The organism is Paenibacillus melissococcoides (genome assembly GCA_944800085.1).
Classification (GTDB): Bacteria; Bacillota; Bacilli; order Paenibacillales; family Paenibacillaceae; genus Paenibacillus_B; species Paenibacillus_B melissococcoides.
In genome coordinates this window covers 1-26,157 of sequence record CALYLO010000007.1, presented here as the reverse complement: position 1 = coordinate 26,157, position 26,157 = coordinate 1, and the positions used below count along the sequence as shown (strand labels likewise).

Annotated in this window: 35 protein-coding genes and 1 pseudogene; 34 read left to right on the top strand and 2 right to left on the bottom strand. The window is 49.5% G+C overall.

Annotated elements, in window-relative coordinates; genetic code table 11:
- Window positions 1-170 precede the first annotated feature (170 nt).
- The 8 genes from OCY70_RS22925 to OCY70_RS22890 all read left to right on the top strand — a co-directional run bounded on the left by OCY70_RS22925 (window position 171) and on the right by OCY70_RS22890 (window position 6,402).
- Entirely contained in the window at window positions 171-962 is a 792-nt protein-coding gene (locus OCY70_RS22925; protein ID WP_213428348.1) for a rolling circle replication-associated protein, read from the top strand.
- 313 nt (window positions 963-1,275) lie between these two features.
- Window positions 1,276-1,656 (top strand): RusA family crossover junction endodeoxyribonuclease, encoded by a 381-nt coding sequence (locus OCY70_RS22920; protein WP_213428349.1) that lies wholly within the window; start codon window positions 1,276-1,278, stop codon window positions 1,654-1,656.
- Window positions 1,638-2,423, top strand: a complete 786-nt coding sequence (locus OCY70_RS22915) for a ParA family protein (RefSeq protein ID WP_261944626.1) — start codon at window positions 1,638-1,640, stop codon at window positions 2,421-2,423. The genes OCY70_RS22920 and OCY70_RS22915 overlap by 19 nt, the downstream gene beginning before the upstream one ends.
- Before the next feature lie 5 nt (window positions 2,424-2,428).
- A complete protein-coding gene (locus OCY70_RS22910; RefSeq protein WP_261944627.1) occupies window positions 2,429-3,322 on the top strand; it encodes a ParB N-terminal domain-containing protein in 894 nt (297 codons plus the stop codon).
- Window positions 3,323-3,334: 12 nt separating this feature from the next.
- Entirely contained in the window at window positions 3,335-3,940 is a 606-nt protein-coding gene (locus OCY70_RS22905; protein ID WP_213431350.1) for an HNH endonuclease, read from the top strand.
- A gap of 13 nt (window positions 3,941-3,953) precedes the next feature.
- Entirely contained in the window at window positions 3,954-5,105 is a 1,152-nt protein-coding gene (locus tag OCY70_RS22900; protein WP_213431349.1) for a DNA cytosine methyltransferase, read from the top strand.
- Window positions 5,102-5,914 (top strand): DNA adenine methylase, encoded by an 813-nt coding sequence (locus OCY70_RS22895; protein ID WP_213431348.1) that lies wholly within the window; start codon window positions 5,102-5,104, stop codon window positions 5,912-5,914. The genes OCY70_RS22900 and OCY70_RS22895 overlap by 4 nt, the downstream gene beginning before the upstream one ends.
- A 119-nt stretch (window positions 5,915-6,033) precedes the next feature.
- A complete protein-coding gene (locus OCY70_RS22890) occupies window positions 6,034-6,402 on the top strand; it encodes a hypothetical protein (RefSeq protein ID WP_249725676.1) in 369 nt (122 codons plus the stop codon).
- Between the two features lie 618 nt (window positions 6,403-7,020).
- Here the strand turns inward: OCY70_RS22890 and OCY70_RS22885 are convergent.
- Window positions 7,021-8,265: an IS110 family transposase gene (locus OCY70_RS22885; protein WP_261944499.1), complete on the bottom strand. Its 1,245-nt coding sequence runs from the start codon at window positions 8,263-8,265 to the stop codon at window positions 7,021-7,023.
- 407 nt (window positions 8,266-8,672) lie between these two features.
- On the opposite strand from OCY70_RS22885, the gene OCY70_RS22880 reads away from it, so the two are divergent.
- From OCY70_RS22880 to OCY70_RS22780, 21 genes are all read left to right on the top strand, one after another.
- On the top strand, window positions 8,673-9,317 hold the full coding sequence (locus tag OCY70_RS22880) for a hypothetical protein (protein ID WP_261944628.1): 645 nt from the start codon (window positions 8,673-8,675) through the stop codon (window positions 9,315-9,317).
- 5 nt (window positions 9,318-9,322) lie between these two features.
- A complete protein-coding gene (locus OCY70_RS22875; protein WP_213431364.1) occupies window positions 9,323-9,739 on the top strand; it encodes a hypothetical protein in 417 nt (138 codons plus the stop codon).
- Window positions 9,732-9,905, top strand: a complete 174-nt coding sequence (locus tag OCY70_RS22870) for a hypothetical protein (RefSeq protein ID WP_213431363.1) — start codon at window positions 9,732-9,734, stop codon at window positions 9,903-9,905. The genes OCY70_RS22875 and OCY70_RS22870 overlap by 8 nt, the downstream gene beginning before the upstream one ends.
- 14 nt (window positions 9,906-9,919) lie before the next feature.
- Window positions 9,920-10,381 carry an ASCH domain-containing protein gene (locus OCY70_RS22865; RefSeq protein WP_213431362.1) on the top strand — a complete coding sequence of 154 codons (462 nt, stop codon included), beginning with the start codon at window positions 9,920-9,922 and terminating at the stop codon, window positions 10,379-10,381.
- Between the two features lie 3 nt (window positions 10,382-10,384).
- Window positions 10,385-10,771: a hypothetical protein gene (locus tag OCY70_RS22860; RefSeq protein ID WP_249725677.1), complete on the top strand. Its 387-nt coding sequence runs from the start codon at window positions 10,385-10,387 to the stop codon at window positions 10,769-10,771.
- On the top strand, window positions 10,759-11,028 hold the full coding sequence (locus OCY70_RS22855; protein WP_261944629.1) for a hypothetical protein: 270 nt from the start codon (window positions 10,759-10,761) through the stop codon (window positions 11,026-11,028). The genes OCY70_RS22860 and OCY70_RS22855 overlap by 13 nt, the downstream gene beginning before the upstream one ends.
- Window positions 11,025-11,540 carry a hypothetical protein gene (locus tag OCY70_RS22850; RefSeq protein WP_213431360.1) on the top strand — a complete coding sequence of 172 codons (516 nt, stop codon included), beginning with the start codon at window positions 11,025-11,027 and terminating at the stop codon, window positions 11,538-11,540. The genes OCY70_RS22855 and OCY70_RS22850 overlap by 4 nt, the downstream gene beginning before the upstream one ends.
- A gap of 204 nt (window positions 11,541-11,744) precedes the next feature.
- A complete protein-coding gene (locus OCY70_RS22845) occupies window positions 11,745-12,137 on the top strand; it encodes a hypothetical protein (RefSeq protein WP_261944630.1) in 393 nt (130 codons plus the stop codon).
- Between the two features lie 801 nt (window positions 12,138-12,938).
- Complete coding sequence (locus OCY70_RS22840) at window positions 12,939-13,322, top strand: HNH endonuclease signature motif containing protein (RefSeq protein ID WP_315973932.1); 384 nt, start codon at window positions 12,939-12,941, stop codon at window positions 13,320-13,322.
- A complete protein-coding gene (locus OCY70_RS22835; RefSeq protein WP_213430757.1) occupies window positions 13,297-13,452 on the top strand; it encodes a hypothetical protein in 156 nt (51 codons plus the stop codon). The genes OCY70_RS22840 and OCY70_RS22835 overlap by 26 nt, the downstream gene beginning before the upstream one ends.
- Before the next feature lie 39 nt (window positions 13,453-13,491).
- Entirely contained in the window at window positions 13,492-13,779 is a 288-nt protein-coding gene (locus OCY70_RS22830; RefSeq protein WP_261944632.1) for a hypothetical protein, read from the top strand.
- Between the two features lie 216 nt (window positions 13,780-13,995).
- Window positions 13,996-14,484, top strand: a complete 489-nt coding sequence (locus OCY70_RS22825) for a phage terminase small subunit P27 family (protein ID WP_213430758.1) — start codon at window positions 13,996-13,998, stop codon at window positions 14,482-14,484.
- A complete protein-coding gene (locus OCY70_RS22820; protein ID WP_213430759.1) occupies window positions 14,481-16,190 on the top strand; it encodes a terminase large subunit in 1,710 nt (569 codons plus the stop codon). The genes OCY70_RS22825 and OCY70_RS22820 overlap by 4 nt, the downstream gene beginning before the upstream one ends.
- 87 nt (window positions 16,191-16,277) lie before the next feature.
- The gene (locus OCY70_RS22815; RefSeq protein ID WP_249725570.1) at window positions 16,278-17,501 is read left to right on the top strand and encodes a phage portal protein; all 1,224 of its coding nucleotides are present in this window, start codon (window positions 16,278-16,280) and stop codon (window positions 17,499-17,501) included.
- 14 nt (window positions 17,502-17,515) lie between these two features.
- Window positions 17,516-18,109 (top strand): HK97 family phage prohead protease, encoded by a 594-nt coding sequence (locus OCY70_RS22810; RefSeq protein ID WP_213430760.1) that lies wholly within the window; start codon window positions 17,516-17,518, stop codon window positions 18,107-18,109.
- A 45-nt stretch (window positions 18,110-18,154) separates the two neighbouring features.
- Entirely contained in the window at window positions 18,155-19,360 is a 1,206-nt protein-coding gene (locus tag OCY70_RS22805; protein ID WP_213430761.1) for a phage major capsid protein, read from the top strand.
- A 40-nt stretch (window positions 19,361-19,400) separates the two neighbouring features.
- Window positions 19,401-19,577 (top strand): hypothetical protein, encoded by a 177-nt coding sequence (locus OCY70_RS22800; protein ID WP_213430762.1) that lies wholly within the window; start codon window positions 19,401-19,403, stop codon window positions 19,575-19,577.
- A 3-nt stretch (window positions 19,578-19,580) separates the two neighbouring features.
- Entirely contained in the window at window positions 19,581-20,141 is a 561-nt protein-coding gene (locus tag OCY70_RS22795) for a phage gp6-like head-tail connector protein (RefSeq protein WP_213430763.1), read from the top strand.
- A complete protein-coding gene (locus tag OCY70_RS22790) occupies window positions 20,141-20,656 on the top strand; it encodes a hypothetical protein (RefSeq protein ID WP_213430764.1) in 516 nt (171 codons plus the stop codon). Before OCY70_RS22795 ends, OCY70_RS22790 begins: the two co-directional genes overlap by 1 nt.
- Before the next feature lie 73 nt (window positions 20,657-20,729).
- Entirely contained in the window at window positions 20,730-21,017 is a 288-nt protein-coding gene (locus tag OCY70_RS22785) for a hypothetical protein (RefSeq protein WP_261948809.1), read from the top strand.
- Window positions 20,995-21,489: a phage neck terminator protein gene (locus tag OCY70_RS22780; protein WP_261948808.1), complete on the top strand. Its 495-nt coding sequence runs from the start codon at window positions 20,995-20,997 to the stop codon at window positions 21,487-21,489. Before OCY70_RS22785 ends, OCY70_RS22780 begins: the two co-directional genes overlap by 23 nt.
- A gap of 158 nt (window positions 21,490-21,647) precedes the next feature.
- Here the strand turns inward: OCY70_RS22780 and OCY70_RS22775 are convergent.
- Window positions 21,648-22,819: pseudogene (locus OCY70_RS22775) on the bottom strand (IS110 family transposase).
- A 532-nt stretch (window positions 22,820-23,351) separates the two neighbouring features.
- Between OCY70_RS22775 and OCY70_RS22770 the strand changes: the two are divergent.
- The 5 genes from OCY70_RS22770 (at window position 23,352) to OCY70_RS22750 (ending at window position 25,840) form a co-directional block, all read left to right on the top strand.
- Window positions 23,352-23,588 (top strand): hypothetical protein, encoded by a 237-nt coding sequence (locus OCY70_RS22770; protein WP_261948807.1) that lies wholly within the window; start codon window positions 23,352-23,354, stop codon window positions 23,586-23,588.
- Between the two features lie 29 nt (window positions 23,589-23,617).
- The gene (locus OCY70_RS22765) at window positions 23,618-23,989 is read left to right on the top strand and encodes a hypothetical protein (RefSeq protein WP_261948806.1); all 372 of its coding nucleotides are present in this window, start codon (window positions 23,618-23,620) and stop codon (window positions 23,987-23,989) included.
- 344 nt (window positions 23,990-24,333) lie between these two features.
- Window positions 24,334-24,462: a hypothetical protein gene (locus OCY70_RS35845; RefSeq protein ID WP_315973931.1), complete on the top strand. Its 129-nt coding sequence runs from the start codon at window positions 24,334-24,336 to the stop codon at window positions 24,460-24,462.
- Window positions 24,463-24,757: 295 nt separating this feature from the next.
- Window positions 24,758-25,000 carry a hypothetical protein gene (locus tag OCY70_RS22755; protein WP_261948805.1) on the top strand — a complete coding sequence of 81 codons (243 nt, stop codon included), beginning with the start codon at window positions 24,758-24,760 and terminating at the stop codon, window positions 24,998-25,000.
- Window positions 25,001-25,465: 465 nt separating this feature from the next.
- Window positions 25,466-25,840, top strand: coding sequence for a hypothetical protein (locus OCY70_RS22750; protein ID WP_261948804.1), 375 nt, complete (start codon window positions 25,466-25,468; stop codon window positions 25,838-25,840).
- The last annotated feature ends 317 nt before the right edge of the window (window positions 25,841-26,157 follow it).

Genomic DNA, 26,157 nt, shown 5'->3' with positions numbered 1-26,157 from the left:
TCATTGATTATATCAAATTTCGCGGCGACAAGGCAACGCCATAGAGCGTTATCGGGCTTGTAATGGGTATTATCTTTCCTGCGATGCATGGTACAGAGGGGGCTAGGACAACCCAATATACAGCAATAGGATAGATAATACTCGGCACTATACAGCTGGGGGAAATTGCCGTGCGGAATGTAGTTAGAGAGAAGAAGATATATTGCGGATCATACATGGAAGTGGACATATACAATCACACCATCCTGGGTCCTAGACCGAGAGGGAGGGCGAGGAAGAAAAAGGTGTCAGCCCCAAAGCAACGGAACCTGAATGATAAGAATGCAAAGCGGTACTTCGTGCAGCTAGTGAATACGAACTTTGGTGAAGGTGATCTACACGTAACCGTCACCTATGCCAAAGTACCGGATACGGTGGAAGAAGCTGAGAAGGAAGTGGCGAACTACATTAGGCGGATATCTCACAGACGGAAGCGGGAGGGGCTCCCTCCTCTAAAGTATGTACTCGTCACAGAACATAACACCGGAAAGAACGGGGAAAAGCCAACAAGGGTGCATCATCACATCATCATGAATAGCGGATTGGACAGGGATGCGGTGGAAGACCTGTGGAGAAAGCCCAGGAAGAAGGGACAGAAAAAAGGCGAACGGATTGGATACGCCAATGCGGACAGTTTGAAGCCGAACGATTACGGACTAGAAGCCCTATCCCGCTATCTCATGAAAAGCCCCAACGGAAAGAAGCGCTGGAGCAGCAGCCAAAACCTCCAAAAACCGGAATACAGAACAAACGATAGCAAGTACACAAGGCGGCAAGTAGAGCGGATTGTCAGGGATGAAATCGACAATCAAAGCTTCTGGAAAAAGAAATATCCAGAATGGGATCTAACCGAATGCAAGCCAGTATACAACGACATAACCGGGTGGTCGATTTACCTAAAGCTCCGAAGGGCAAGGGAATGATCACGAGGGAATGATCACGAGGGAATGATCACGATCATAAAACATACATCACACATCGGAAAGGGATGGATAATATGGCATGTTGCAAAGTACCAGGATGCAGAAAAGAAGCAACGGGAGAGTGGGCGCTGGTGAACCTGTGCGAGTTTCACCGCGAGATCGCAGAGCTGGAGCAAACCGAATTTTACGAGGGGAACAAAGCGGGAGTCAAAAATGTTCGCGATGAGAGAAGGCTATTTTTTCAGATCATCCATCACATGCCGTATCCGTGGAGAAAAAGATATATCTACCCACCATGTCAGGAGCTGAGAGCGTGAAAATTGAAATTCAGGGCGAGTTGCCTACATTGAATGAAATCATAGACGCGGCAAAATCCCATTGGTCAGTGTATCGCGATATGAAAGAGATGAACACCAATCTTGTGGCGTGGACTGCGAAGAGGCTGCCACGGGTTGAAAGAACCGAGATAGTCGATGTGACAATCATTTGGTATTGCAAAGACAAGCGGAAGGATAAAGACAACATCATGGCAGGGCAGAAGTTCATATTCGATGGCTTGAAGGAAGCGGGAATCATCAAAAACGATGGATGGGGACAGATCGGCGACGTAACACACCGCTTCCGAGTAGATAGAAACTTTCCGAGAGTTGAAATTGAAATCGAAGAGGTGCTGAGATGCAAACGATATCTGTAATCAATCTAAAGGGCGGCGTGGCAAAGACAATCTCATCGGTAAATATCGCCCACATCCTAGCAGCGGTACATGGGAAGCGGGTGCTGCTGGTTGACAATGACAAACAGGGAAACGCATCGAAGATGTTCGGGCTTCACAGCTACGACAATCCAAGCATTGCCGAAGTCATGACAGAGCGGAGCCCAAACATTAGCGGCATCATCACATCCACCCCTTATGCGGGATTGGATGTCCTCCCAGCAAATATGAACTTGCTTCGAGCAAATTTGCAAGTATTGCTGGACACATCACGACCGCAGCAGACCAGACTTAGAAACGCCCTTAACCAAGTAGCGGGTCAATATGATTACTGCATCATAGACAACGCGCCCGACATCAACATATCCGTTATCAATGCGCTGGTGGCGTCTGACGACGTGCTTATACCAGTGAAGATTGACAAGTTCGCTTTTGATGGCCTGGCGGAGCTAAAAGAGCAGATCGACAACACGCGGGAAGAATTAAACCCAGGCATCAACCTGAAAGGGTGCTTCGTCACCTGCTATCAACGTAATGAGGTCAACAAGCAGGGCGAAGAATGGCTGCACAACCAGAAGGACTTCCCGCTATTCCGAACACATATCAGGAAGACGGAAAAGGTCGATGAAAGCACATTCGCCGCCGTGCCAATAATTGAGTATTCACGCCGCTGCGGGGCTGCAATGGATTACCTGAAACTCGTATCCGAATATCTCAACGTGTCCGAATCGGACACAAAAGGGAGTTGATCGGAGTGTCGAAATTCAATCTGAACCAATTGCTGGGCGGCGGGAAGGCGGAGGACGGAGAAGGGCGCGGCGGAAGTCAGGACTACAAGATAACTCACATACCCGTTCATGAGCTGGAGCCGTCAGAAGATAATTTCTACTGCACGGAGCAGATCGAGGAATTAAAGGCTTCTATAGCAGCGTTTGGAATCAAGCAAAACCTGATTGTAAAGCCGATAGATGGCGGGAAGTACAGAGTGATTGCGGGGCATCGTCGTCGCCTTGCTATCCTGTCCTTGGTAGAAGAGGGGAAGCGGGAGTTTGAGAAAGTGCCTTGCATTGTTGAAACCGAAGAAGACGAGCTGCGCGAAAAGCTATTGCTCATCACAACCAACTCAACAGCGAGACAATTGTCAGATTGGGAAAAAATTAAGCAGGCAGAAGAGATGAGAACCATTCTGGAACAGATAAAGAAGCGGGACAAGATACCAGGCCGACTAAGGGATCTCATCGCAAGAACATTGGACATCTCACCAACCCAAGTAGCGAGGATGGAATCCATATCAAAACATCTTGCCCCCGAATTTAAAGCGGAGATGCAAGAAGGAAAGGTCAATATGTCCACCGCTTACGAGTTGTCCGGCCTGCCCGTGGAGCAGCAGCAGGAGGTATACGAGGAATATCGCGATAAGGGCAATGTATCAATCAAAGACGCGAAGCAACGGAAGCGGGAAAAGCCATCGAATGACCGGACAAGCGAAGCGGGTTTAAAGGCTTGCCCATTTTGCGGCGGTTCTCCAAAAGATGCAGCGGAACTAAGCGGCTTTAGAGTCAGTTGCGAAAGCTGCTTCGCTGCTACCGGATTGTCACCGGATATGGAAACGGCGTACAAACGCTGGAATACAAGACACCAAAAGTAGGGGGTGTGACAGTTGGCATTCGTAAAAAAGAAAAAGAAAGAGATTCAACCGTGGCGGCAAAACATCCTTGCTCATCACCAACATACGCCCACCCGCGCAGATCGGGCGGAGTTTCCGGAAAAGGTCATCTCTGAACTGATAGAGGAAGCGGGTGGACTTTGCCAATGCGGTTGCGGAAGACCCGACCAAGATACTCATCACGTTATGCCTCGTGGCCGCGATGGGCGCGGGGTGAAAACAAACGGCATGCGCGTTAATAGAATCTGCCACCAGCGCATCCAAGATAGCGAAGAAGAATTGCAATACTGGATTCTAATCTATCGCACAAGGCACGGCAATTACTTTTGGTATGACGAAGAGGATTGGGAACAACATAATCGCAAATTAGCTGAACAGAAGCGCATGGAGAGAGAAGAACGGTTGAAGATGGAGCGGGTGGAGCCCATCTTGAACCTTGTCTCTACAGCAGCAGGGCGTGGATTGAAAGCAAAAGAAAGACGGCTAATAGAATCGTTATCGGAAAAAGACACGGTAACCTTCACTAAACTTATGGAAGACGTCGCGACCGCTTCGGCTCCGCAAGAAAAACCATTCGGATATGGATTCTTCGATGATTGAGGGAGGGAATAGAGTGAACAAGCTAAGCCTATTCTCGGGCATAGGGGGAATAGACCTTGCTGCGGAATGGGCAGGGATGACGACAGTGGCCTTCTGTGAGCGTGAGCCATTCCCTCAAAGAGTATTACGCAAACACTGGCCCAATGTCCCCATATACGACGACGTATGCACATTATCGAGGGAGGTACTAGAACGGGATGGAATCATCGGCCCAGGTAGAGCAATTGACATTATTTCAGCCGGATACCCTTGCCAGCCTTTCAGTAATGCCGGGAAGCGAAGAGGCGCGGAAGATGACCGCCACCTCTGGCCGGAAGTTAAGCGACTCCTATCGGAAATCCGGCCCCGTTGGTTTGTTGGTGAAAACGTTGCTGGTCACATCACTTTGGGGCTCGACGATGTGCTTATTGACTTGGAAAGCATCGGTTACACCGCGCAACCGGTTGTTATTCCGGCTTGTGCCGTCGGTGCCCCGAATAGACGAGATAGAGTCTTCATTGTGGCCTACTCCGAAGGCGACTTTAAGGGGAGATTGTCCATCGGAACGAGAACGGAGAACACCAGACTTGCATTCAGCGGTCAAGATGTGGCCGACACCACAGGCGCGGGACTTTCGCAGCGGAGACAATCCGGACTCTCCCAGGCAGGAACGGAAGCAGAATCAGGGATGGAGCCAGAATCTGAACGATGCGGTGAAATTTTGGCCGACGCCCCGTTCGAGAGAGGCAGGGGATTATCAATATTCGCGGGGGGATCGCAGCAAGCCGACGCCGACCCTTACGGGTGCAGTAAAAATGTGGGGAACGCCGACGGCATCAATGCACAAGGGGAGCAGCCCATTTGGATCTCAAAGATGGGAAGAGGAAATTCGACGGGGGAACATCAAGGGGCAAGTATTGGAGCCGAACAACAATGGTCAATTGAACCCAGACTGGGTGGAATGCTTGATGGGCTTTCCAATTGGTTGGACGGATATAAATGGCCCGCAGCATTAGGACAGCCACAATACGAATGGGAGCCGCCGCGAGTGGCAACCGGCGTTAAGGATCGGGTAGGGCGGCTTAAGGCACTGGGTAACGCCGTAGATCCGGTACAAGTCTATCCGATTCTGGCAGCTATCAAAGCAATAGAGGACTTTATCTGCAGCAGGGAGGGGAGAGCATGAGCATACCACGGATACTACACTATCCCGGCAGCAAGTGGAGCATGGCAGAATGGATCATTTCCCATATGCCAGAGCACAAGACATACTTGGAGCCGTTCCTTGGTAGCGGAGCTGTATTATTCAATAAGCCACGTTCGCCCATTGAGACTGTAAATGATTTAGATGGCGAGGTTACGAATCTGTTTGAGATTGTGCGGACGAGACCGGAGGAATTGGCTAGGGCCATATACTGGACGCCGTACAGCCGAGATGAATATTACCGATCATATGAACCGGCAAAAGATGATCTCGAACGCGCAAGACGTTTCTTGGTTCGGACTTGGCAGGCCATTGGAGCGAAGACGAGCGATCGAACGGGATGGCGGAGCCATGTTCAAGCAGATAAGTCTCCTAGCAAAACTACAGCTTGGCAATGGGGGGGCTTACCCGAAAAGTTGCTTCAAGTTACAGAGAGGCTGCAAGGGGTGCAAATCGAGAATAAGTCAGCTACCGCTATTATTGAGCGGTACAAACAAAAGAACTGTTTAATATACTGCGACCCACCGTACATTCTATCTACGAGAAGCAACCGGTTATATCGATGCGAGATGACGGAGGCCGACCATGCCGAACTGCTTGACGCACTGGATCAGCATCCGGGGCCGGTACTGTTGTCCGGATACGCCCATCCCCTCTATGATGACCGGCTGCGGCACTGGAATAGGGAAACGAAGAAGGCGAAGGCCGAGGCGGGCGCAGCACGGGAGGAAGTCCTTTGGATCAATCCGGTGGCTGCCTCGCGGGCCGGCCAGCTCGTGTTGAATCTATAGGAGGACCTATGTGGACTCAAATACAAAAAGCTGACTGGCGAGCGCTACGACTCGCAGACAGGCATTATACACGCCAAAAGCCTGGAACGCCGCAATTCTGCCGGCCAGGGCGGAACCTTGTGCTTTTGACTGAGGACGAACAGGCGCTATGGGTGACATGGGCCGGCATAAGGGATGATGGGTGGAACGCATGGGAATGTACCATGTTCCGGAACGAGGGTCCATATCTGTCCTCGCATCTCATTGTCCTGGCGCTCGGAATTACTCGGCACCTGTGGGGGCTACCGCCATCGGACGGCATCATAACATACGTCGGGCAGCACCTGCGGGGCGGCTGCTTCCACGCCGCGGGCTTCCGGCGGGCGGGCCTCAGCAAGAGCGGAAAGACACTTCTCCAGCTACCGCTTGACCGCATGCCGCCGCCACTGGAGCCGGGCGAAGAAGGGTTATTCAGGCACGGGATTATCATTCAGGGCACAGCGCCCTAAGGGGAGAGAACGGAATGAAACGGTTTAGAGCGAAACAGATCACTCAATTAATTGACCGGATGCCCCCAACATGCAGAACCTTTTGGGCACCGCAAATACATGTAGATGGGCAGTGGTGTTGCCTATCTGATGACCACACCCAGACAGGGATTGTCGAAACGGAAAGTGAATGGAAAGCCCTCGAAAAAGCCGAGGCAGCGGCCGCAGAGGAACGGGATCGGATATATGAGCAGCTACAAAAGGCGAAGGAGAGTGCGAAACATGTACATGGAATTTAAAGCGGGATAAAAATGCAGCCAATGCGAGGAAGTAAAAGGGAGAGTCCTCTCTTTGCAATATGAACCAGAAGAAGATGGAGCATCCGGTGAAATCCTGCTTTGTGCGGAATGCCTGAATAGATACGTTGAAGGTGAAATCAAGTTCGATTAAGGGGCCTTCGGGCCCTCTAAGTCCAGCGGTATGATGTCAAGTCCCTGATTGATGAGAATTGGAAAATTTCCTTGGCGTGCAGCAGGATCAATCCCAAAAAAGGCATCACCAAACTAGACCCAGTCGAAAATTAAGTAAAATACCATAATTTAACTGGGAATTAGAGAAGAAAATTCATGAGCCAAGGCATTATTGCTCTGTCGGCTTCACCTTCCTTCTGGGCGTATAGAGTTGGTCGTTGCGTAGCAGCACATCGACCAGACGCACAAGTTTTCTTGCCGTTAAGACGAGGGCACGTTTGTGTTGATGCTTAGGGACTTCATTGAATTTCTTCCGGTAGTACTCACCGAATTCCGGGTCGCGGTTTTTTACCGAGTTGGCAGCTTCAACAAGGTAGTAGCGAAGGAATCGGTTGCCGGAACGAATGCGCTTTGTATCTTCCGCCTCGAAGGAGCCGGATTGGTGCTTGCGCCACGTCAGACCCGCATACTTGGCCAAGGCGGCTTGATCCGTGAAGCGGTCGATGTCGCCGATCTCGGCCAGGATGCCTGCGGCATAGACCCGATCAATGCCCGGAATGGAACGGAGGCACTGGCTGCTGGAAATGCCGTCTAAAATGCGCTCAATCGCCTTGTCGAGCTCTTTAAGCTGACTCTGGATGCTCCGGATCGACTGAATTGAGGTGCCCAGCACCAAATCAATGGAATCCTCGACAACCTTCGAGAGACGGTACGAGGCCCGAGCCGCCTTTTGAATACAGCGGGCGACGTGTTCGGGATCGGGGAAACGATTTCTCCCCTTGTCCTTGAGATAGTCAGCCAAACGGGCGACATCCATATTCGCCATCTCATCCAGACTATACTTTTCCGAGAGCATTTCCATGATGGCATGGCCGAACACGGAACTGTCCACCTCCGCGCGAAAAGCATTGCACTTGTAGAACAGATTTTGCAAAAAGTATTGCTTCTCGCGGGTAAGGTTGTGTACGAGATGGAATCGCATGCGAGTGAGCCGCTGCAAGGCGATGTACTGTTCCTGCATCACGATAGTCGTCGTGAGTCTGCCAAAACGCAGGCGGTCTGCAATGATCCAGGCATCGATGCGATCGGTTTTGTCCAGGTCGGCATAAGCGTCTTTGAATTTGTTAATCAGCTTCGGATTAATGGTGAACACCTTGGCATTCAATTGTTGAAGGGCCTCATCCTCATGCAAGTACATGGCTGGATGCCAACTGTAGACGGATGTGGCTTCAAGCCCGATATGAACCTCAGAGCAGGCTGTCTTGACCGCAGCAGAAATGATGCGATCCCGCAAGTAAGAAGCGCCGTGCAGATTGTTGGTGGTCTTGAAGGTCTCCAGGGTGTCGCCATCCGATTTCATCAAACAGGCTTCCAGTTCTTCGGAACTGACGTCAATACCGACAAAAAGCTTCAAGAGAATTCCTCCTTTCTATAAGGGATTCAGGGAACGGACTCTCCGGACTGTCTCCGGCGCACTCGCCGATCAATCACCCTCGCATATGAGAACACGCTTCGGTTCACGAGCTGCCCCGACGCTGCTACAGTCGGGCATGAGTTGCCGAAGGGAACAGCCAGCGGGTAAGAAGTGCAAGCGAGTACCGGAGAAACAGACTTAAAAAGTAGATTGGACTACAGGAGGGAGACGAATTTCCCCGAATGGAACCCTAAGTTCCATTGTCCAGAGACATTCCGGAAAGTCCAGTCCCCATATTAATTTTCAATGTGCAAGCTGGAAATTTTGAAGGCATTCTATGTTTCTATAAAGGACTGGAAAAAGACTCAAAACTGCCTTCAGGAAATACTATACGAGGAGGAAGCGGGATGAAACAGGCGAAAAAACGGCTGCGTAAAAAGTATTTCAAACGGGTGGCGAATGGCCTGCAGACAGGCGCACCAATTCCGAACTTTTATATCGACAAGGTTCTGGGCGAGTTTGCATTTTTCTACCACCGGAAATATATTACCGAGTTCCAGCCTTGGTGGTATGAACAAATGGAGACGCGGAACGACTTGGATTTTCGGACGGAGATAAAACGGTTCTTCGATGGTGCTAGGGATGACTTTGGTAGCGTAACAGGAATTGATATGGTCGCCTTCGCCGATGCTGCCATGGCACGACAGGAGCGTAAGCGGCGAGTCTACGGACCGAAGAAGCAGAAACGCCGTAAAGTCACTAAGCAGCCTATCCGCAAACTGAGACGGCCGGAGCAATTCTACATCGCCATTAACGGCGGGCGGCGGCAAGTAGTAATCGGGGAACGTGTCTTCCAGCACCGCGGGCTCCACTTCTTTATCCGCCACGTGCCAGGCGCGTATGCCAATTATGTCGTGAGTGATGTTGCGGCCGGGATAGCAGTCGCCCGACACGAGAGATACAAAAAGGCCGTGGACATAGCAAAAAGACGGATAGAAACAATGTTTGACGCCTATATCAAGCAAATCAAGATGCAGAAGCGAGGAGAGTGAAGAAAATGAATAAAAGGTTGACGGATGAAGAGCGTTCGTGGCTGAAATCCAGTATCGAGAAATTTTTGTGGGTGTACGGGGATGGATATGTTGATGAGTCCTATAGGCTTGAATATTTGCTCGAATCAGAGCAAGCAGCATGGAAAGAAGTAGAACGTCTACGCAAGATGTACGAACGTGAACGGGAAATAGCAGAATCGGCGCAGAAAAACGCAGAGTATTGGAAAGAGTACGGGGAGAACGAATTGCGCACCACTTATACCCTTATCTTTAATTTACAGAAAAAAGAAAACCTCCTTACTCACGCTATACAATCATTAGAATCCATACGGGACCACAGCACAGACAAAGACTCTGCACGGGCGGCAAGCGAAGCTGTCAAGCTTATAAAGCGCATACAGGAGGGGAATGGAAATGAATAAAAAACAATCAGAAGAAATAAAGGCGTTAGAAGAATTGTTAATAGCTGTGCTTGAAGAAGAAGGGTATACAATACCATTTGCAAAATACGCAGACAGTAAAATGACAGGATTCGACTTGCCATTGCATAGTGGTGGAAAAGTATTAGTGCAGATTAGTTGGTTATAGGAGGGGAAGCAGTCATGAAGGCCATAACAATCATTCAGCCCTGGGCGACGTTGATCGCAATCGGCGCCAAACACTTTGAAACTAGAAGCTGGGCAACAAAGCACCGCGGTCCGCTGGCAATCCACGCAGGGAAGAAGGTGGACCGGGAAGCTTGTGAGAGAGAGCCGATAAAGTCTACTCTTGCGGAATATGGGTATACAGCGGACGAGTTACCGACTGGCGCGGTGGTGGCAATTGCTGAATTGACCGAATGCTGGTCCGTCTCTCGGTGCTTGCGGGGTGACATCATCCTGGAGCGGGACGGCGGTAACGAGATGCGGGAAGATTCGATCGGTAAAAGGGAAGAGGCTTTTGGTTACTATGACGACGGACGCTATGCCTGGGAACTGACCGACGTTAAGCAGCTTCCAGTGCCGATTCCAGCCAAGGGACAACAAGGGCTGTGGAATTGGCAACCCAGGGGCAGGGAGGCATAGGGGATGAATAGATATTATGATCTCAAGCTTGTGGATGACCGTCTGGTAATAGATTTGCATGACCATGATGATCAGTTCAGGGCCAAAGGCTACACGGGACTTCCCGAAACGTTCGACCTTGCAGAAATCAGCACGGCTCCCGTAGTGGGCACAGTGCAATTGGAGGAAGAACAATTCAACCGAATCATGGCAGAGTATACGGGCGGCGGTGAATGTGCATGGTGCGGCGAAGTCCGGAAGGAGCTACGCGAACCGCACATATTCGATAGGGCACCGAATGGGGGAAAGATGTGCCGGCACTGTTGGGATCACGATAGAGAGGTATACAAAGGATCTTATGGGGAAGACATTGGGCCTTTCGATGGAGATGACAGGATATGGGGAAAGTAAAGGCACGGTCATATTGGGTGTGGACGGAACTGGCCGATCAGACATGGGACGGCCGGTATAAAAGCGGCGAGCGACGAAAAGCCGGCCAGCCCATAAAGGGAGAGGCGGAAGAATCCCAAGAGGTTGATCCGGCATGGCTGCTCCGTGGGTATGTGATAGACGCGGCGGACTACATCCCAGCGGATGGACAATTGGACTTGTTTGATTACATGGAAGCGGGGCAGAAGCGGGAAAGAGAGGAGAGGATGAAAGGATGAATCAGGCAGAAGTTGCGGAGATTGCTGCGCGTGTTGCAATAGAGTTTGTACAAAAGGAACAAGACAAACAGCGGAAGAGCCAACGAGATAGACGCCTTCGTAATACAAGGTTGCTTCTGAAGAACTATCGACGTTTCGCGGTTCATACCGATAGTCTAAAAACTGAGTTGATCGAAATTGATATGCTGGAACAGGCCGATATGCTAGATCAAGATTTCGCCATCGAGTCGATAAAACGTTCCAAAGAACGAACCTTGGCAATTGTTAAATTCGTTGACCAGATGCTGAAGGTTTATCAATTGCTGTGTGAGTCAACCGGACGAGCAGAAGACTTGAGGCGGTATGACACGGTGTACAAGATGTACATTTCCAAAGAAAAAATGACGGCGGATGAGATTGCCGAATGCCACTCTGTCGATAGAAGTACTGTATTCCGAGACATCAAAGCGGCAACAAATGCCTTAACAGCGCTGTTTTTCGGAGTTGATGGAATTTGGCAGTCATGCGACTAAGATGCCACTGATTCACGCCTTATAAGATGTTACTATGGTAGTGTGAAATAATTATCATTTGCTCCTCCTTCTCTATAAAGCCGTTCCCTCGGGGGCGGCACTTTTTATGGCGTGTAAAAAATTCCGCTTTAGTATTGACGTACATAATGTTATTCTTGAATCAAGAAGTCGTACATACGACAAAAAACGAGAGGGGAAATTAAAATGGAATTCAAGGTACAGCGCCAGGATCGGAGAACTACAGTAGGTGGGGATTGGACAATTGTTATTGAGGGTTCAGATTTAAAGGACGCTATCATAAAAAATATTGACCGTATTTCTTATGTGTCTGATTATTACGGGGATTCGGTGGTACTCCCCGCAAAAGCTAAGGTTTCGTGGGTGCAGTACGCGCCAGAAGGTACCAAGAAAGTCAAGATGTCGCCGGATGGGACGACACGAGAATATACCGCAGAAGAATACGAAGCGGACAGAGGAATTATAAAGTTACATCTGGAGTGGAAACGCGACAAAGTTACTAAACAAAGAGAAATCACGATTTACGGTAAAGAGGCAGACGCGAAAGGTATTGAACCTTGGGTGATAGAGGGAAAGTAACACCGCTGGACTGTGTGACGACCGTGAAGGGTTACGCGGAAATGAAAAACATGAACGTACGAACGGTCCAGCGCATGTGTGAAGATGGAAGGCTAAAAGCAAAATGCGTCTATGGAGTATGGTTAATTGAGCATCCTTAAAAGGGTGCTTTTTTATTAGCTCAGAAAGGGTGAAGAACAACGGAAGCAGTCAACCTTAAAGATTTGGAACCAGGTTCGTATGTAGCCGTGAATGGAGAAATAACAACAAAGGAAAGAATCGAGCAGCTTATTGCATCTGGATATCGTCCAACAACACTTTGCACGGTGTCCGAAGCATACATACAAGATGCCTTGGACGAGCTTAAACGTGATCGGTTGGCCGGGAAAGAGCAGGAGGACTATTATGCTCCCGATCCACATGCAAAACGAATTGTTTATTGAGTCGCTGAATATTCAGCGGCTTTTTATTTTGGTGCAAAGGATGGTGAGAGGGAATGAAGCTATTGAAATGGCTGATTAGGGTTACGGCATATAGGGAAAAGGCCGTACTAAGGAACCGGGGTGAACGCAGACATGGCAGGAAGACATGACAGGCTGCAGCGTTGTGTCAAAATAACACACGCTTGCGGACACACGAAGTACCGTACTGAGATATTCAGGGGAGAAGATGAAGAGAAGCAGAAGATCCGATTCTTCGAAACGCTGAACTGTCCTGATTGTGCATCGGAGCGGGAACAGCCAGACAAGTGCCGGCGCTGCGAGTGGGGCAAGTGGGATGGAGTGGCACAAACATGCCTGATACCGCTGAGATGTTGGAGGGATGAAGATGCCACCCAAGCCTAAGCGACCCTGCAGTAAGCCGGGGTGCCCGGAGTTGACGACAGAACGTTATTGCGAGAAGCACAAGGCAGCAGCTTCACAAGCGATGCCAAGCCGCTCATATGCCAAACTATACGGACGGCGCTGGCGAAAATACCGGGAACAGTACCTCGCCCTCCATCCGCTATGTGTATGCGAAGAGTGTTTAAGGAAAGAGGTTCCTTTGGCTGCCAATGTCGTGGACCATATTAAACCGCACAAGGGAGATTACAACTTGTTCTGGGACCCAGAGAACCACCAACCAATGAACAAGCGATGTCATGATAGGAAGACGGCCAAAGAGGACGGAGGTTTCGGTCATGGACTATACAACGATTGCTATTAAGGTTTCGATTGTGATCCTTATATTAATCAATGCTCGCTATTTGGAAAAACAAATAGATGCCCGTAATTATGGGCGGGCAGCTAGAATAACAGCGATCACAGCCTTGCTCATAGCATCATACGCGCTTTGAATGGAGCTTCTTTATTCGAGGGGATGGAGGGATTAGGGGTTGAGTTCGGGATTCTTGTTATATAAGTGCAGGCAGTGCGGCGCTGTTGAAAAGAATGTACATGTACCTGATGTCATGATTGCGTTTGTGAACATAACGATGGGTGAGCCACTACCTAAAGAATGGGGTGGTAGTGTTGGCTTAATAGGGATGCATTCATGTAGTGATGGAAGGATAGGGGTTACTGACTTGATAGGAGCTACTGAAAGCGGGAGGAAAGCAGACGAGCGTTATAGGAAGGAGGGACATTGTGAAACAAAAACTCACGACTCACTATTGCTTGGATAAGGATTGTGGTTACGTCGAACGAAGTCACAAGGTACGAGATGGCTTGAGGTGTCCTAGGTGTGGGGGACCAACCGCGATTGATACAGTCCGTCGTGGTTCCGATGACGCCCCCCTAGGGTCAAAAACGTGAGGCTATGAGGCGTTGAGCGCTGCCCCCTCAAGCGCACGAAAATTTCCTGAAATCAAATTTAGGGTACGCAAGGAGGTGACGTGACGATGGGGAGGAATCCGAAACCGCTGCATTTGATAAAAGGACATCTGACGAAAAAGCAGAAGTTTGAGCGACAGGACAAGGAACAGAAAATAAGCAGCCGCTTAAGAAGGGATCGCATCCGAGCGCCTGCTTGGCTGAATGATAAGGCAAAAAAAATGTTCCGAGACTTGGTAAAGCAGCTTGAAGAAACCGAATTGCTGACGAATTTAGATGTAAATGGACTTGCTCAATATTGTGACTTACATGCCCGAATGCTGGAGCTTCGAACCGAAGTGGAGGAAAAGGGATATACGTTAGTAAATGAAAATTCGCGCGGAGGTATAACCTACGTCACGAATCCGGCGCTAACGGCCTTGAATTCTACCATCAAGCTACTCCAAGCATATGAAAGTAAGTTCGGTTTAACCGTTTATGACAGAACAAAAATAGCTCTTAAAGACGAGAAGCCCAAAGAATCTGATCCGGTGACGGATCGTTTCGGTGATATATGATTCTTGATGAGCTAGTTTCGTATTCCGAGCAAGTCATAAGCGGTGAAATAGTAGCGTGCAAGAAGCATAAACAGGCGTGTAGGCGGTTCCTGCGCGACCTTGAACGACAAGATACAGGCGATTTTCCCTATGTCTTTGTCGAAGAGTACGCGGAGCGTTTTTTGGACTGGATGCGGCTTTTCAAACACCGTAAAGGCGCGTTAGCAAGGCAGCATATTGAACCGCATATCATACAGAAGTTTGTATTCGGAAATATCTACGGTTGGGTGCATCGCGATACTGGATATCGGCGGTTTAATAAAGCCTACTGGCAGGTAGCGCGAAAAAATGCCAAGTCGCAGTCACTGGCCTGCGTTGGATCATATGAAACCATCGCCTTCGGGGAATATGCCTCCGAGGTTTATTGTGCTGCCACGAAAAAGAAGCAATCCAAGATTGTTTGGAACGAAGCTGCCGCAATGCTAAAAGGTTGCTCTGAACTCATTAGACGAGGAACCATCAAGATAGCTAACGGGCAGATCCAGCACCTTAAATCAGAATCCTTTATGGAAGCTCTCTCGAAAGAGGATGGCAAAGAAGGTGACGGGACAAACGTACAATGTGGGATTGTGGATGAATATCACCTACACAAAACCACGGAGTTTTACGACGTCTTAGCATCCGGTATGATAGCCCGCGAAGAGCCGTTACTCATGATTATCACGACCGCGGGACGAAATCTGAACCATCCATGTTATCGAATAGAGTACAACTTTGTATCAAAGCTGCTCGATCCAAATGTTGACCTAGAAAATGACGAATACTTTGCTATGGTCAATGAGTTGGACGAAGATGACGACATTACCGATGAACGCAACTGGATTAAAGCAAACCCTATTGTCGCAAGCTACCCGGCTGGACTCAAGATGCTGCGAAGCGAGTTGAAAATGGCGCTGGCAGATCCTGAAAAGATGGTCGCGTTCAAAATTAAGAACATGAACGTATGGGTAGACGCCAAACTATCCGGCTACATGGACATGGGCAAGTGGAAAGCATGCGGTACCACGAAGGACAATCCGATGCCGGACACTAACGGACTAGATGCGGTTGTTGGAATCGATTTGTCACGTACAACTGACCTAACCAGTTGCAGCTTTGACATAGAATTGCCGGACGGACGTCTAGCCGTCTTTAGTCACTCATTTATTCCAGAGGAAAAGCTGGCTGAACGTAAACAGTCGGACAAGATGCCATATGACCTATGGATAAAGGAAGGGTGGCTAACGGTGACGCCTGGCGCGGTAGTTGATTATGACTTTGTAATGGCCTATATCCCACAAGAAGCAGAGCGGCGAGGCTGGAACATCAAAGAAATATGTTATGACCCATACAATGCAACGCAATTCTCTACGGCAATGGCAAACGCAGGATTTGTAATGATCGAGATTAGGCAGGGCATTAAAACGCTGAACGCTCCGACCAAAAATTTCAGGGAGCGCGTCTACATGGGGCAGGTCATTCATGAAAACGATCCTGTACTTGGTTGGGCGATGGCAAACGCAATTGTTAAAGTGGATGCACAGGATAATATAATGCTGGACAAAGCAAAGAGTGTTGAACGTATCGACCCGGCAGCCGCATTAATAAATGCACATGTCAGAGTATACATTTCGGGTAACGAGCAAGATTTGAACAAGCATGTATTAAGTGAAGATTTCTCGTTCTAGGGAGGGGGTGAAGAATTGCGGCGAAATAGATTCTTTCGTATGGGCTGGTTTCAATTCCTTCACAGACGTTCAGAAGATACATCGGACTTGAAGAATCCCAAGTCATGGTTTTTGGACCTGTTTGGGGGAAAGAAAACGGCCAGCGGCGAGCGTGTCACCAGCGAATCGGCCCTAATGAATAGTAATGTTTATACCTGTGCAAGCATCCTGGGCGGTGATATCGGCAAACTTCCGATCCATGTCTACCGGAAAAAGAAGGGCGGGCGCGAAAAGGATAGCAGTCACCCCGTCGCTGAACTGCTTGGCAGCAGGCCCAACCCATACATGACGGCTTACATCTTCAAGGAACTAATGATGGTACATGTTGTGGCCTGGGGAAATGGATATGCCAACATTGAGTGGCATACAAGCGGCCCATATAATGGCATGCCCAAGGCGTTGTGGCCCCTTAACCCGTCGAAAACTGATGTTCACGTTGATCCCCAAACCGGACAAGTATGGTACATTACAACCTTGCCGAATGGAGAAACGAGAAAGTTGCCGCATTGGGATGTACTGCATTTCAAGTCGATCAGTAAGTCGGGGCTCAAGGGGATCACTCCAATACAAGTCATCCGGGAGGAAATTGGTGTACAGCAAGCACAGAAAAAATTCATCGGCAGCTTTTACAGCAGCGGGACAACGACGAGGGGCATTCTCAAAACTCCGAAGCCGCTTGATAAGCCTGCCCGGGAAGTTGTTCGAGACGAATGGCAGAAGGCGAATTCCGGGCTGACTAATGCTCATCGTATTGCGATATTGGATGCAGGCTTCGACTATCAAAGCTTAGGTATGCCATTGGCGGATGCTCAATTCATTGAGACGGCCCAATTAGGGATAAAAGAGGTTGCCAAGATATATAAGGTGCCGCCTTACAAATTAGGGATTACGGACACTAAATATAGCAATATGGAAAACCTCTCCCTGGAGTATGTAAAAAGCACTCTCCAGCCTATCTTTGCGAATTGGGAGCAGGAAATTGACTGGAAGCTATTCACTGGTACAGAACGGCGGGTTTATTATACGAAGTTCAACGTAACCAGTGAGCTGCGAGGCGATTCGAAGAGTCGGGCAGAATTTTATAAGAACATGATCCAGATCGGGCCTTATTCAATAAATAAGGTGCTGGAATTGGAAGATGAAGACGGCATCGGCCCTATAGGCGACAAGCATTATATGAGTTTGAACTACACAACACTTGATATTTTAGAACAGTACCAGCTCATGAAAGCAGGAATAAAGAACAGCGAAGATACAGAGGGGGGGAGGTGAAGATGGTGAGGACGATGGAAAAGGAACGCCGGATGCTGACGAACAAGGTTGAATTAAGAGCAGATAATGAAGAATCAGCTCCGCGAATCGTTGGATACGGGTTGCGGTTCAATGTTTGGTCGCAGGACCTTGGCGGATTTGTCGAACGGATAGATCCCAAGGCCATTAATGAGGCAGACATGTCCGACGTCCGCTGTCTGATTGACCATGAGAGCGGCAAAGTCCTCGGGCGAACAACATCCGGCACCTTGAGACTGGCCGTTGATGACTTCGGGCTGCGATATGAGGTTGATCCGCCAGATACAACATACGCAAGCGACCTTATCAAGGTGATGAAGCGGGGCGATATCAACCAGTCAAGCTTCGCATTCAGGATCGACTATGAGAATGACGGTGACGAGTGGATTTATGACGAAAAATCAGGATTGTACAATCGAACCATTCGTAAAATAAAACGTGTTTTTGATGTTAGTGTCGTCACATACGCGGCTTATGTGCAAGCTGAATCGCTAGTATCCAACCGCAGTTTGGAATGTTACCAAAATGAGCTACGCAGGAAACAAGAACAAGAAAAGTTACTTCTTGAAATCGACCTTTTGGGGATCTAAAGGGCCGATTTTTTTATACCCAAAATCAGAAAGCGAGGAATTGAAATGGACGAAAAAGAACGCGAGTTACGCCAGAAACTGGCGGCAAAGTTGGATGAAGCCCGCAACCTGACGAATGGCGGGAAGTTGGAGGAAGCCCGGGCTGCTGCGGATGCCGCCAAAGAACTACGAAAGCAAATTGACCTACATGAAGAGTTGCGAGCAACAGACACCGGCGGAAAAACTACACCTATCGATGAACCAAAAGCCGATGATGAGCGATCTTTCGATATTAAAAAAGAGTATCGCAGCGCATTCCAGAAGTACATCAAGTACGGGAAAGACGCAGAGCTGACGGATGATGAACAACGAGCGCTGAAGGAAATGAAAACTCAAGCTCGCTCGATGTCGGAAGGTGAGAAGGCAAGTGGGGGCATTCTCGTACCGGAAGATATTTCGTTCGATATTATCAAGCAGAAAAAGACGAAGCGATCCGTTCGTAATCTAGTTGGAGTCAAGACAGTGGGCACTCTTTCGGGTAGCCGGCCGAAGCGTCGCGGCACAGACATGCGTATGAAGAAGGTTGGAGAAAAGACCAAAATTGACGAAATGGACACGCCGCAATACAGTGAGATTAACTATAAGGTTCGTAAGTATGCCGGTATTTTTGAGGTGACGAACGAACTTATGGCCGATAGTGCTGTAAGCATTGATGAGGAGTTGCGGGACTGGTACAGCGAGATTTCACTTAACACCGAAAACGCCGAAGTTTTCTACGGCCCAGGCGGTGAGGACGACTGCGAAGGCATCTTCACTTCGACGCAATATCGTACACTGAAATGCCCTGCAGAGGTTGACGTGAAAACACTCCGCAAGCTTAAAAACATGGTCGATGCTTCGTATCGTGCAGGTGCTAAGTTTGTAATGAACACGTCGGCCACCGAGACGCTTGCAGACATTAAGTATTCGGATGGTAAAAGTGTCCTTGTGCCTGATCCAACGAAGGCGGATGTATTTACGCTGTTCGGCTTCCAGGTTGAGATCTTTGACGACATCAAGAATGAAAACGGAAAGACAAAGATTGCATTCGGCAATTTCGAGGTCGGCTACTATTTCTTCGATAGAAAGTCGTTAGAAGCTAAGACGACGGACGTGGGCGGCGATGCATTTGAAAATGACACAACACTTACCCGCGTGATTCAGCGATTCGACGGAAAGCCGGCAAACGAGGATGCAATTGTTATCTTGACCGATGTACCAGTCAGCGAATAAATAAGGGGAGGGCTTGCCCTCCCGGAAAGGGGCAATCATCATGGGGTACATGACCAAAAACTATTCAACCGGCGATATTTTATATATAGGCGGGGAACTGGCGATAACCAAGGACGGCAAGATAACTAAAGATGGAAAGGCTATTGAATTGGTTGATAAATCCTATGTGGATCAGGAAATCAAAAAGCTTAGGGAAGAGCTTGGCAAAGGGGGATAAGCCATGCTTTGCACCTTGGAACGATTTAAGAGCCATATGGGCGATGTAGCCAATGACGATGAATTGCTATTATATTTGATGGTCGCCAGTCAAGGCATAGAAAATTACTGCCGGCGCTCCTTTCGTAAACAGGCCTACACGGAGATCCTGAGTGGGTATGACAGTTCCCCGTATATCAATTTGCGAAACTATCCCATTCACAAGGTGGAGTCCATAACCTCTCGCGGCGGTGATATTACCGATTACGAAAGTGTCGGTGATGGAAGGTTGTATCGGTCATATGGATGGCCTAGCGGCGAGCACAATCTGTCCGTTACCTATATTGGTGGGTATGTATTGCCTGGAGATGCTAAGGAAGAGGAACCGCGAACATTGCCTGAAACGTTGGAGCTTGCTTGTATGATGTATGCTCAGTCGCTTCATGAACGTCAATTCATCCCGGTCGGTATCCAGAAAGAGCAGTTAGGGGAAATGTCCGTTACCTATGCTCAACAACAGACGGAAAAGGACATGCCGCCTGTAGTAACTGCGCTTATCTCCCCATATGTTGGGCGGTGGTACTGATGCGAATCCGACTCAAGGTAAAAGAGGACAAGAAGCAATTTCGAAAGCATAAGCAGCAAGCGGAAAGACTCTCGCGATCCCGTGCCGAGGTTGGTTGGATAGGCGACCGCGAACAGGTGCTCAAGGCGATATTTAACGAGTACGGCGCTAACATACCGGTAACCGACAAAATGAGAAAAAAACTACTTACCATGGGTGTTCATCTACGCGATGACACCCATTTCATTTCTATTCCTGAGCGGCCGTTTTTACGTGCGGGATATGACGCATACGAAGGGGCGCTTGCGAGGCTTATGCAGTCTCTTGTCGGGCAAGCTTTGGCCGGCACAATCACGCCAGAGCGGGCTTTGGAGCGGGCAGCAAAGGAACTCAAAAAGCACATTCAGGCGCACATTGAAAAAGGATCCTTCGTGCCCAATTCGGAGTTAACGCAAAAGCTGAAGGGCGGGAATCATCCTCTGATAGACGAAAAGAAGCTGATGGACACGTTGGAATACGAGGTGCATATGCAATGAATCCAAGGCAGTTTGAAGGGCTGTTACGTCGCTTTCGAAGCCTTTTCAGGTGATTGTGAAGACGGAGTGGCACTTGGATCAATCCACGGGGGATTGGATTCCCGGCGGTGAGTCGGAAACGGTCACGGACTACGGGGCAATTGTGGCCCTTCCGCAACGCACCGTGATCCAATCAGGGGGCATGTACACCGAAGAGGATAGACACCTGTATACGAAGCGCGAGCTCCCCTTACAAACGGAGGTGCTACATGGAGGGCTCAAGTACAAAGTGCATGATAAAAACGATTACGCCGAGTATACGGCGATCAATCGTTACGTGCTGAAGCGGGTGAGTTTATTTGATAGACCATCAACAGATTAAAACCGCCTTCGTGGGGCCGCTGCGTAACTATCTTGGGGTGACGGTTCAAATGCAGGATCAGGCGGTGCCGCAACCTCCATACCCATTCATCGGATTCACTTTCGTTGCGCCATACGTTGATCAGTCGCCATATGGTGTTCATTCAATCCGCGAGGATAGGCACAGGATCGAAAAACTGGCTAGGGTAACCATCTCCATTACCTGCTATGCAAAGTCGAGTCAAGACGGTTACCGGATATCAGGACAGGCTCGGGACTGGTTTCAGGGTATCGGGCGCAACCTGCTAAAGGATGCAGGCATTGTCGTCGTCAAGTTGGAAGCAACGACAGCGCGTGACACGCTGCTTACTTATGATTACGAGCGCAGGATAGGCTTCGATGTGCATCTGCGAATGGTGGATGTAATCGAATATGACGAAGACATGATCGAAAAAATCAAAATGAAGTCCAGCGGTATGATGTCAAGTCCCTGATTGATGAGAATTGGAAAATTTCCTTGGCGTGCAGCAGGATCAATCCCAAAAAAGGCATCACCAAACTAGACCCAGTCGAAAATTAAGTAAAATACCATAATTTAACTGGGAATTAGAGAAGAAAATTCATGAGCCAAGGCATTATTGCTCTGTCGGCTTCACCTTCCTTCTGGGCGTATAGAGTTGGTCGTTGCGTAGCAGCACATCGACCAGACGCACAAGTTTCTTGCCGTTAAGACGAGGGCACGTTTGTGTTGATGCTTAGGGACTTCATTGAATTTCTTCCGGTAGTACTCCCCGAATTCCGGGTCGCGGTTTTTTACCGAGTTGGCAGCTTCAACAAGGTAGTAGCGAAGGAATCGGTTGCCGGAACGAATGCGCTTTGTATCTTCCGCCTCGAAGGAGCCGGATTGGTGCTTGCGCCACGTCAGACCCGCATACTTGGCAAGGCGGCTTGATCCGTGAAGCGGTCGATGTCGCCGATCTCGGCCAGGATGCCTGCGGCATAGACCCGATCAATGCCCGGAATGGAACGGAGGCACTGGCTGCTGGAAATGCCGTCTAAAATGCGCTCAATCGCCTTGTCGAGCTCTTTAAGCTGACTCTGGATGCTCCGGATCGACTGAATTGAGGTGCCCAGCACCAAATCAATGGAATCCTCGACAACCTTCGAGAGACGGTACGAGGCCCGAGCCGCCTTTTGAATACAGCGGGCGACGTGTTCGGGATCGGGGAAACGATTTCTCCCCTTGTCCTTGAGATAGTCAGCCAAACGGGCGACATCCATATTCGCCATCTCATCCAGACTATACTTTTCCGAGAGCATTTCCATGATGGCATGGCCGAACACGGAACTGTCCACCTCCGCGCGAAAAGCATTGCACTTGTAGAACAGATTTTGCAAAAAGTATTGCTTCTCGCGGGTAAGGTTGTGTACGAGATGGAATCGCATGCGAGTGAGCCGCTGCAAGGCGATGTACTGTTCCTGCATCACGATAGTCGTCGTGAGTCTGCCAAAACGCAGGCGGTCTGCAATGATCCAGGCATCGATGCGATCGGTTTTGTCCAGGTCGGCATAAGCGTCTTTGAATTTGTTAATCAGCTTCGGATTAATGGTGAACACCTTGGCATTCAATTGTTGAAGGGCCTCATCCTCATGCAAGTACATGGCTGGATGCCAACTGTAGACGGATGTGGCTTCAAGCCCGATATGAACCTCAGAAGCAGGCTGTCTTGACCGCAGCAGAAATGATGCGATCCCGCAAGTAAGAAGCGCCGTGCAGATTGTTGGTGGTCTTGAAGGTCTCCAGGGGTCGCCATCCGATTTCATCAAACAGGCTTCCAGTTCTTCGGAACTGACGTCAATACCGACAAAAGCTTCAAGAGAATTCCTCCTTTCTATAAGGGATTCAGGGAACGGACTCTCCGGACTGTCTCCGGCGCACTCGCCGATCAATCACCCTCGCATATGAGAACACGCTTCGGTTCATGAGCTGCCCGACGCTGCTACAGTCGGGCATGAGTTGCCGAAGGGAACAGCCAGCGGGTAAGAAGTGCAAGCGAGTACCGGAGAAACAGACTTAAAAAGTAGATTGGACTACAGGAGGGAGACGAATTTCCCCGAATGGAACCCTAAGTTCCATTGTCCAGAGACATTCCGGAAAGTCCAGTCCCCATATTAATTTTCAATGTGCAAGCTGGAAATTTGAAGGCATTCTATGTTACTATAAAGGACTGGAAAAAGACTCAAAACTGCCTTTAGGAAATACTATACGAGGAGTGAGGCGGATGAGCGCACTGAAGGATGTAACGGTTACTATTGACCTTGTCCAGCCGATTGGGCGGCTGGGCTTTGGTACGCGTTGATTTATGGCGCCAAGGCGAAGGGGCATGATTTCAAGTATTATTACGAGTTGGATGCGGTCCTGAAGGACTTCCAGGAGACTTCCCCGGAATATCTGGCCGCAAAGTCGATCTTTGCTCAGGGTGACAAGCGGCCGGATAAAATCGCAATTGCATGCCGAGATACGGCAAACGAAGAAGAACAGTATTTGCAGACCACCTCGCCAAGCTGCTCGATAAAGATTGGTATTTTCTGATATGTACCAGCAACGCCCGGGAAGAGGTGTTGAAGATCGCAGATGTCATCGAATTGGATGGCTCGAAGATGTTTTTCACCGGACGGACAATATCGAGGACGCCAAGGCGATCCAGGCGGCAAGCCATGGAGCGGACCGTTGTATTCTATCACAACTGCGCCAATGCCTACCCGGAGGCCGGATGGATTGGCGCAGTTGCGGCGGCTCCCGTTGGTTCCGTGACATGGAAGTTTAAAGAGATCAAAGGATTGAGCCCTCTTGAAATTTCAGCCACGGAGCTTCAAGAAATCCACGACGCCGGAGCCGTGGCATATTTCGAAAGGCCGGGCGTGGCGGGACAAGTGAGGGCAAGACATCCACGGGGGTATACATTGATATCATCCACGCCAAGGATTACGTGAAATTTAATATGGAGTATCAGCTACAGCAGTTGCTCAACAATACGCCGAAAATCCCATTCACGGACGCGGGCATTGCTCTTATTGAAGGACAATGCACAAGCGTACTGAAGGATGCTTCAACAACGGGATCATCGCGGCGGACGAGAAGGATTGCCATTGTATTCGGTGTATTTTAAAAAGCGCGAAGAGATCCGGCGGACATTCGGGCAACGCGGGAATACAACGAGGGTTCTTTTGAGTTTGAACTGGCCGGAGCGGTACACAGTGTGAAAATAAAAGGCTCTATCAAATTTTAAGGGTGAGGTGAGGATAGATGGCAGCATCAACGAATTATGATGCAATGGATGTCACAGTCACGGTCGATGGACATTTATTACCGGCTTTGCCGAGGGGTCTATGGTGAAGGCGAGAAGGACGAGGACAACTTCGCGGCATCGGTTGGAGCACAGGGAGATGTGGTGTGTCCGAAGTGAACAACCCACTAGGGACCATTACGATTACACTTCAGCAAACTTCTCCTTCAGTGTCATTCCTCAACCAGTGGCTAATGCCAAGAAAATGGGCCCGTGTGGGTGATATATAACGGCGCACCGAAGGAGAAGTTTGGCGGCAGCCGGGCGCGAGTAAAGAAACCGGCCACGGCTAGCTATTCCAACGAGGCAGAGGATCGGGAGTTTGAACTGCAGGTGTTTGGACTATACGGTTGAAAGCTAGTCGCCAATGAAGGCGGCTTTTTTTATTCCACTATAACTAAGGAGAATGATTCAAATGTCAAAGAAACAGACAACGGTTGAAATTCAAGGCGTAGAGTATACCTTCCAGCATCCAGGTGTCCGGGAGTCCGTCCGCTTGCGGGACCGATCCAAAAATAAGAGTGGGCAACTCGTCGAGGAAAAATATTATCAAGAATTGATGACGCACGTCATTGTGCAGCCAAAGGTGAATTGGGATTACTTTGACGAGCACCCAGATGTATTTGACGATGTAATGCTGGCAGCAGTGAATTTTTGAACCCGCCCAGCGACAAGTAGTGCGAGATATAAACAACGCGCCAAGGAGAATTGGGCCTTCTGGCGCGTTGTTTTGTCTGATGGTGGTATTACGTATTCCGACGCATGCGAAATGGATTGGGACGATCTTAATGAGGCAAACGCTGCACTCGATATCCTACATGCCCAGAGCCAGAGAAACAAACAAAAATAAGGGGCGGTCGCATGTCACTCCGCAAATTAACAGTAGATGTCGGATACAACATAAGTACCAGCCCTCTTGAAACGCTGGATAAGAGCCTGAACAAGCTTTCCGGCACAAACTCCAAAGTGTTGAGCGGATGGAGTCGAGCATGGGGCGGGCCGGAAAGGCGATGCAAGGAGTTTCGCAAAAATCGGGAGCAATGGCCTCGCTGTATCGAAGTCACAAGGCATCACAGCCCAGGCTGCGAAAGCGGCTGATAAGGCTGCAGCAGCGAATGAACGATTGACGAAGGCCGCTGACCGGCTGCAGAAGGCAAATGACGCGGCAGCCAAGGCGACCGAGAGGGCAAGAGCTGCAACAGCAAAAGCTGCTGAGGTCGCAGCGGTATCTACCAGCTCGCAAGAGAAGGTTACCAAAGCGATACAAAGAGCACAGGCGGCAAACGAAAAGGCTACGGCTGCCGCTGTGCGTGCCCAAAAAGCGGATGAAAAATGGCGTATTGCACAGGAACAGGCTGCAGCCGCAGGCAATAGGGTTAGGCAAGCATCTAACAGCGTCACGCAGGCGGTAGACAGGCAAAGCAAAGCCGCCCAGCGGGCAGCAAAGGAAATGGACCAGCTCGAAAAAAATACGGAGATTTCTCCAACGGCTCTTTGAAGGCGCTGGATCAGATTGACCAGGCGTCCGGCAGCATCCGTTTGCCGGCGTAGCCATGGGGCCGCAGGCGGCGTTCTCGCGGCAGGAATGGGTTCATCAATCAAGCTTGCAGCAGATTTGAATCGTCAATGTCGAGGGTTGGTGCATGTCCGGTGCTTCGGTCGAGGAAATGCAGCGACTTACTGATACTGCCAAAAGGCTTGGCGCTGAAACAGTATTCACCGCAAGTCAAGCCGCTGAGGGTATGCAGTTTTTGGCGATGGCGGATTTAAGACAAATGACATGATTGCGGCCATGCCAGGGCTACTTGATACAGC

Bases quoted from the DNA above. Each gene is read 5' to 3' on its own strand.
- OCY70_RS22915 (WP_261944626.1), top strand. From the start codon at position 1,638: ATGCAAACGATATCTGTAATCAATCTAAAGGGCGGCGTGGCAAAGACA.
- OCY70_RS22895 (WP_213431348.1), top strand. From the start codon at position 5,102: ATGAGCATACCACGGATACTACACTATCCCGGCAGCAAGTGGAGCATG.
- OCY70_RS22880 (WP_261944628.1), top strand. From the start codon at position 8,673: ATGAAACAGGCGAAAAAACGGCTGCGTAAAAAGTATTTCAAACGGGTG.
- OCY70_RS22875 (WP_213431364.1), top strand. From the start codon at position 9,323: ATGAATAAAAGGTTGACGGATGAAGAGCGTTCGTGGCTGAAATCCAGT.
- OCY70_RS22870 (WP_213431363.1), top strand. From the start codon at position 9,732: ATGAATAAAAAACAATCAGAAGAAATAAAGGCGTTAGAAGAATTGTTA.
- OCY70_RS22865 (WP_213431362.1), top strand. From the start codon at position 9,920: ATGAAGGCCATAACAATCATTCAGCCCTGGGCGACGTTGATCGCAATC.
- OCY70_RS22860 (WP_249725677.1), top strand. From the start codon at position 10,385: ATGAATAGATATTATGATCTCAAGCTTGTGGATGACCGTCTGGTAATA.
- OCY70_RS22855 (WP_261944629.1), top strand. From the start codon at position 10,759: ATGGGGAAAGTAAAGGCACGGTCATATTGGGTGTGGACGGAACTGGCC.
- OCY70_RS22850 (WP_213431360.1), top strand. From the start codon at position 11,025: ATGAATCAGGCAGAAGTTGCGGAGATTGCTGCGCGTGTTGCAATAGAG.
- OCY70_RS22845 (WP_261944630.1), top strand. From the start codon at position 11,745: ATGGAATTCAAGGTACAGCGCCAGGATCGGAGAACTACAGTAGGTGGG.
- OCY70_RS22840 (WP_315973932.1), top strand. From the start codon at position 12,939: ATGAAGATGCCACCCAAGCCTAAGCGACCCTGCAGTAAGCCGGGGTGC.
- OCY70_RS22835 (WP_213430757.1), top strand. From the start codon at position 13,297: ATGGACTATACAACGATTGCTATTAAGGTTTCGATTGTGATCCTTATA.
- OCY70_RS22825 (WP_213430758.1), top strand. From the start codon at position 13,996: ATGGGGAGGAATCCGAAACCGCTGCATTTGATAAAAGGACATCTGACG.
- OCY70_RS22820 (WP_213430759.1), top strand. From the start codon at position 14,481: ATGATTCTTGATGAGCTAGTTTCGTATTCCGAGCAAGTCATAAGCGGT.
- OCY70_RS22810 (WP_213430760.1), top strand. From the start codon at position 17,516: ATGGAAAAGGAACGCCGGATGCTGACGAACAAGGTTGAATTAAGAGCA.
- OCY70_RS22805 (WP_213430761.1), top strand. From the start codon at position 18,155: ATGGACGAAAAAGAACGCGAGTTACGCCAGAAACTGGCGGCAAAGTTG.
- OCY70_RS22800 (WP_213430762.1), top strand. From the start codon at position 19,401: ATGGGGTACATGACCAAAAACTATTCAACCGGCGATATTTTATATATA.
- OCY70_RS22795 (WP_213430763.1), top strand. From the start codon at position 19,581: ATGCTTTGCACCTTGGAACGATTTAAGAGCCATATGGGCGATGTAGCC.
- OCY70_RS22790 (WP_213430764.1), top strand. From the start codon at position 20,141: ATGCGAATCCGACTCAAGGTAAAAGAGGACAAGAAGCAATTTCGAAAG.
- OCY70_RS35845 (WP_315973931.1), top strand. From the start codon at position 24,334: ATGTCACAGTCACGGTCGATGGACATTTATTACCGGCTTTGCCGAGGG.
- OCY70_RS22755 (WP_261948805.1), top strand. From the start codon at position 24,758: ATGTCAAAGAAACAGACAACGGTTGAAATTCAAGGCGTAGAGTATACC.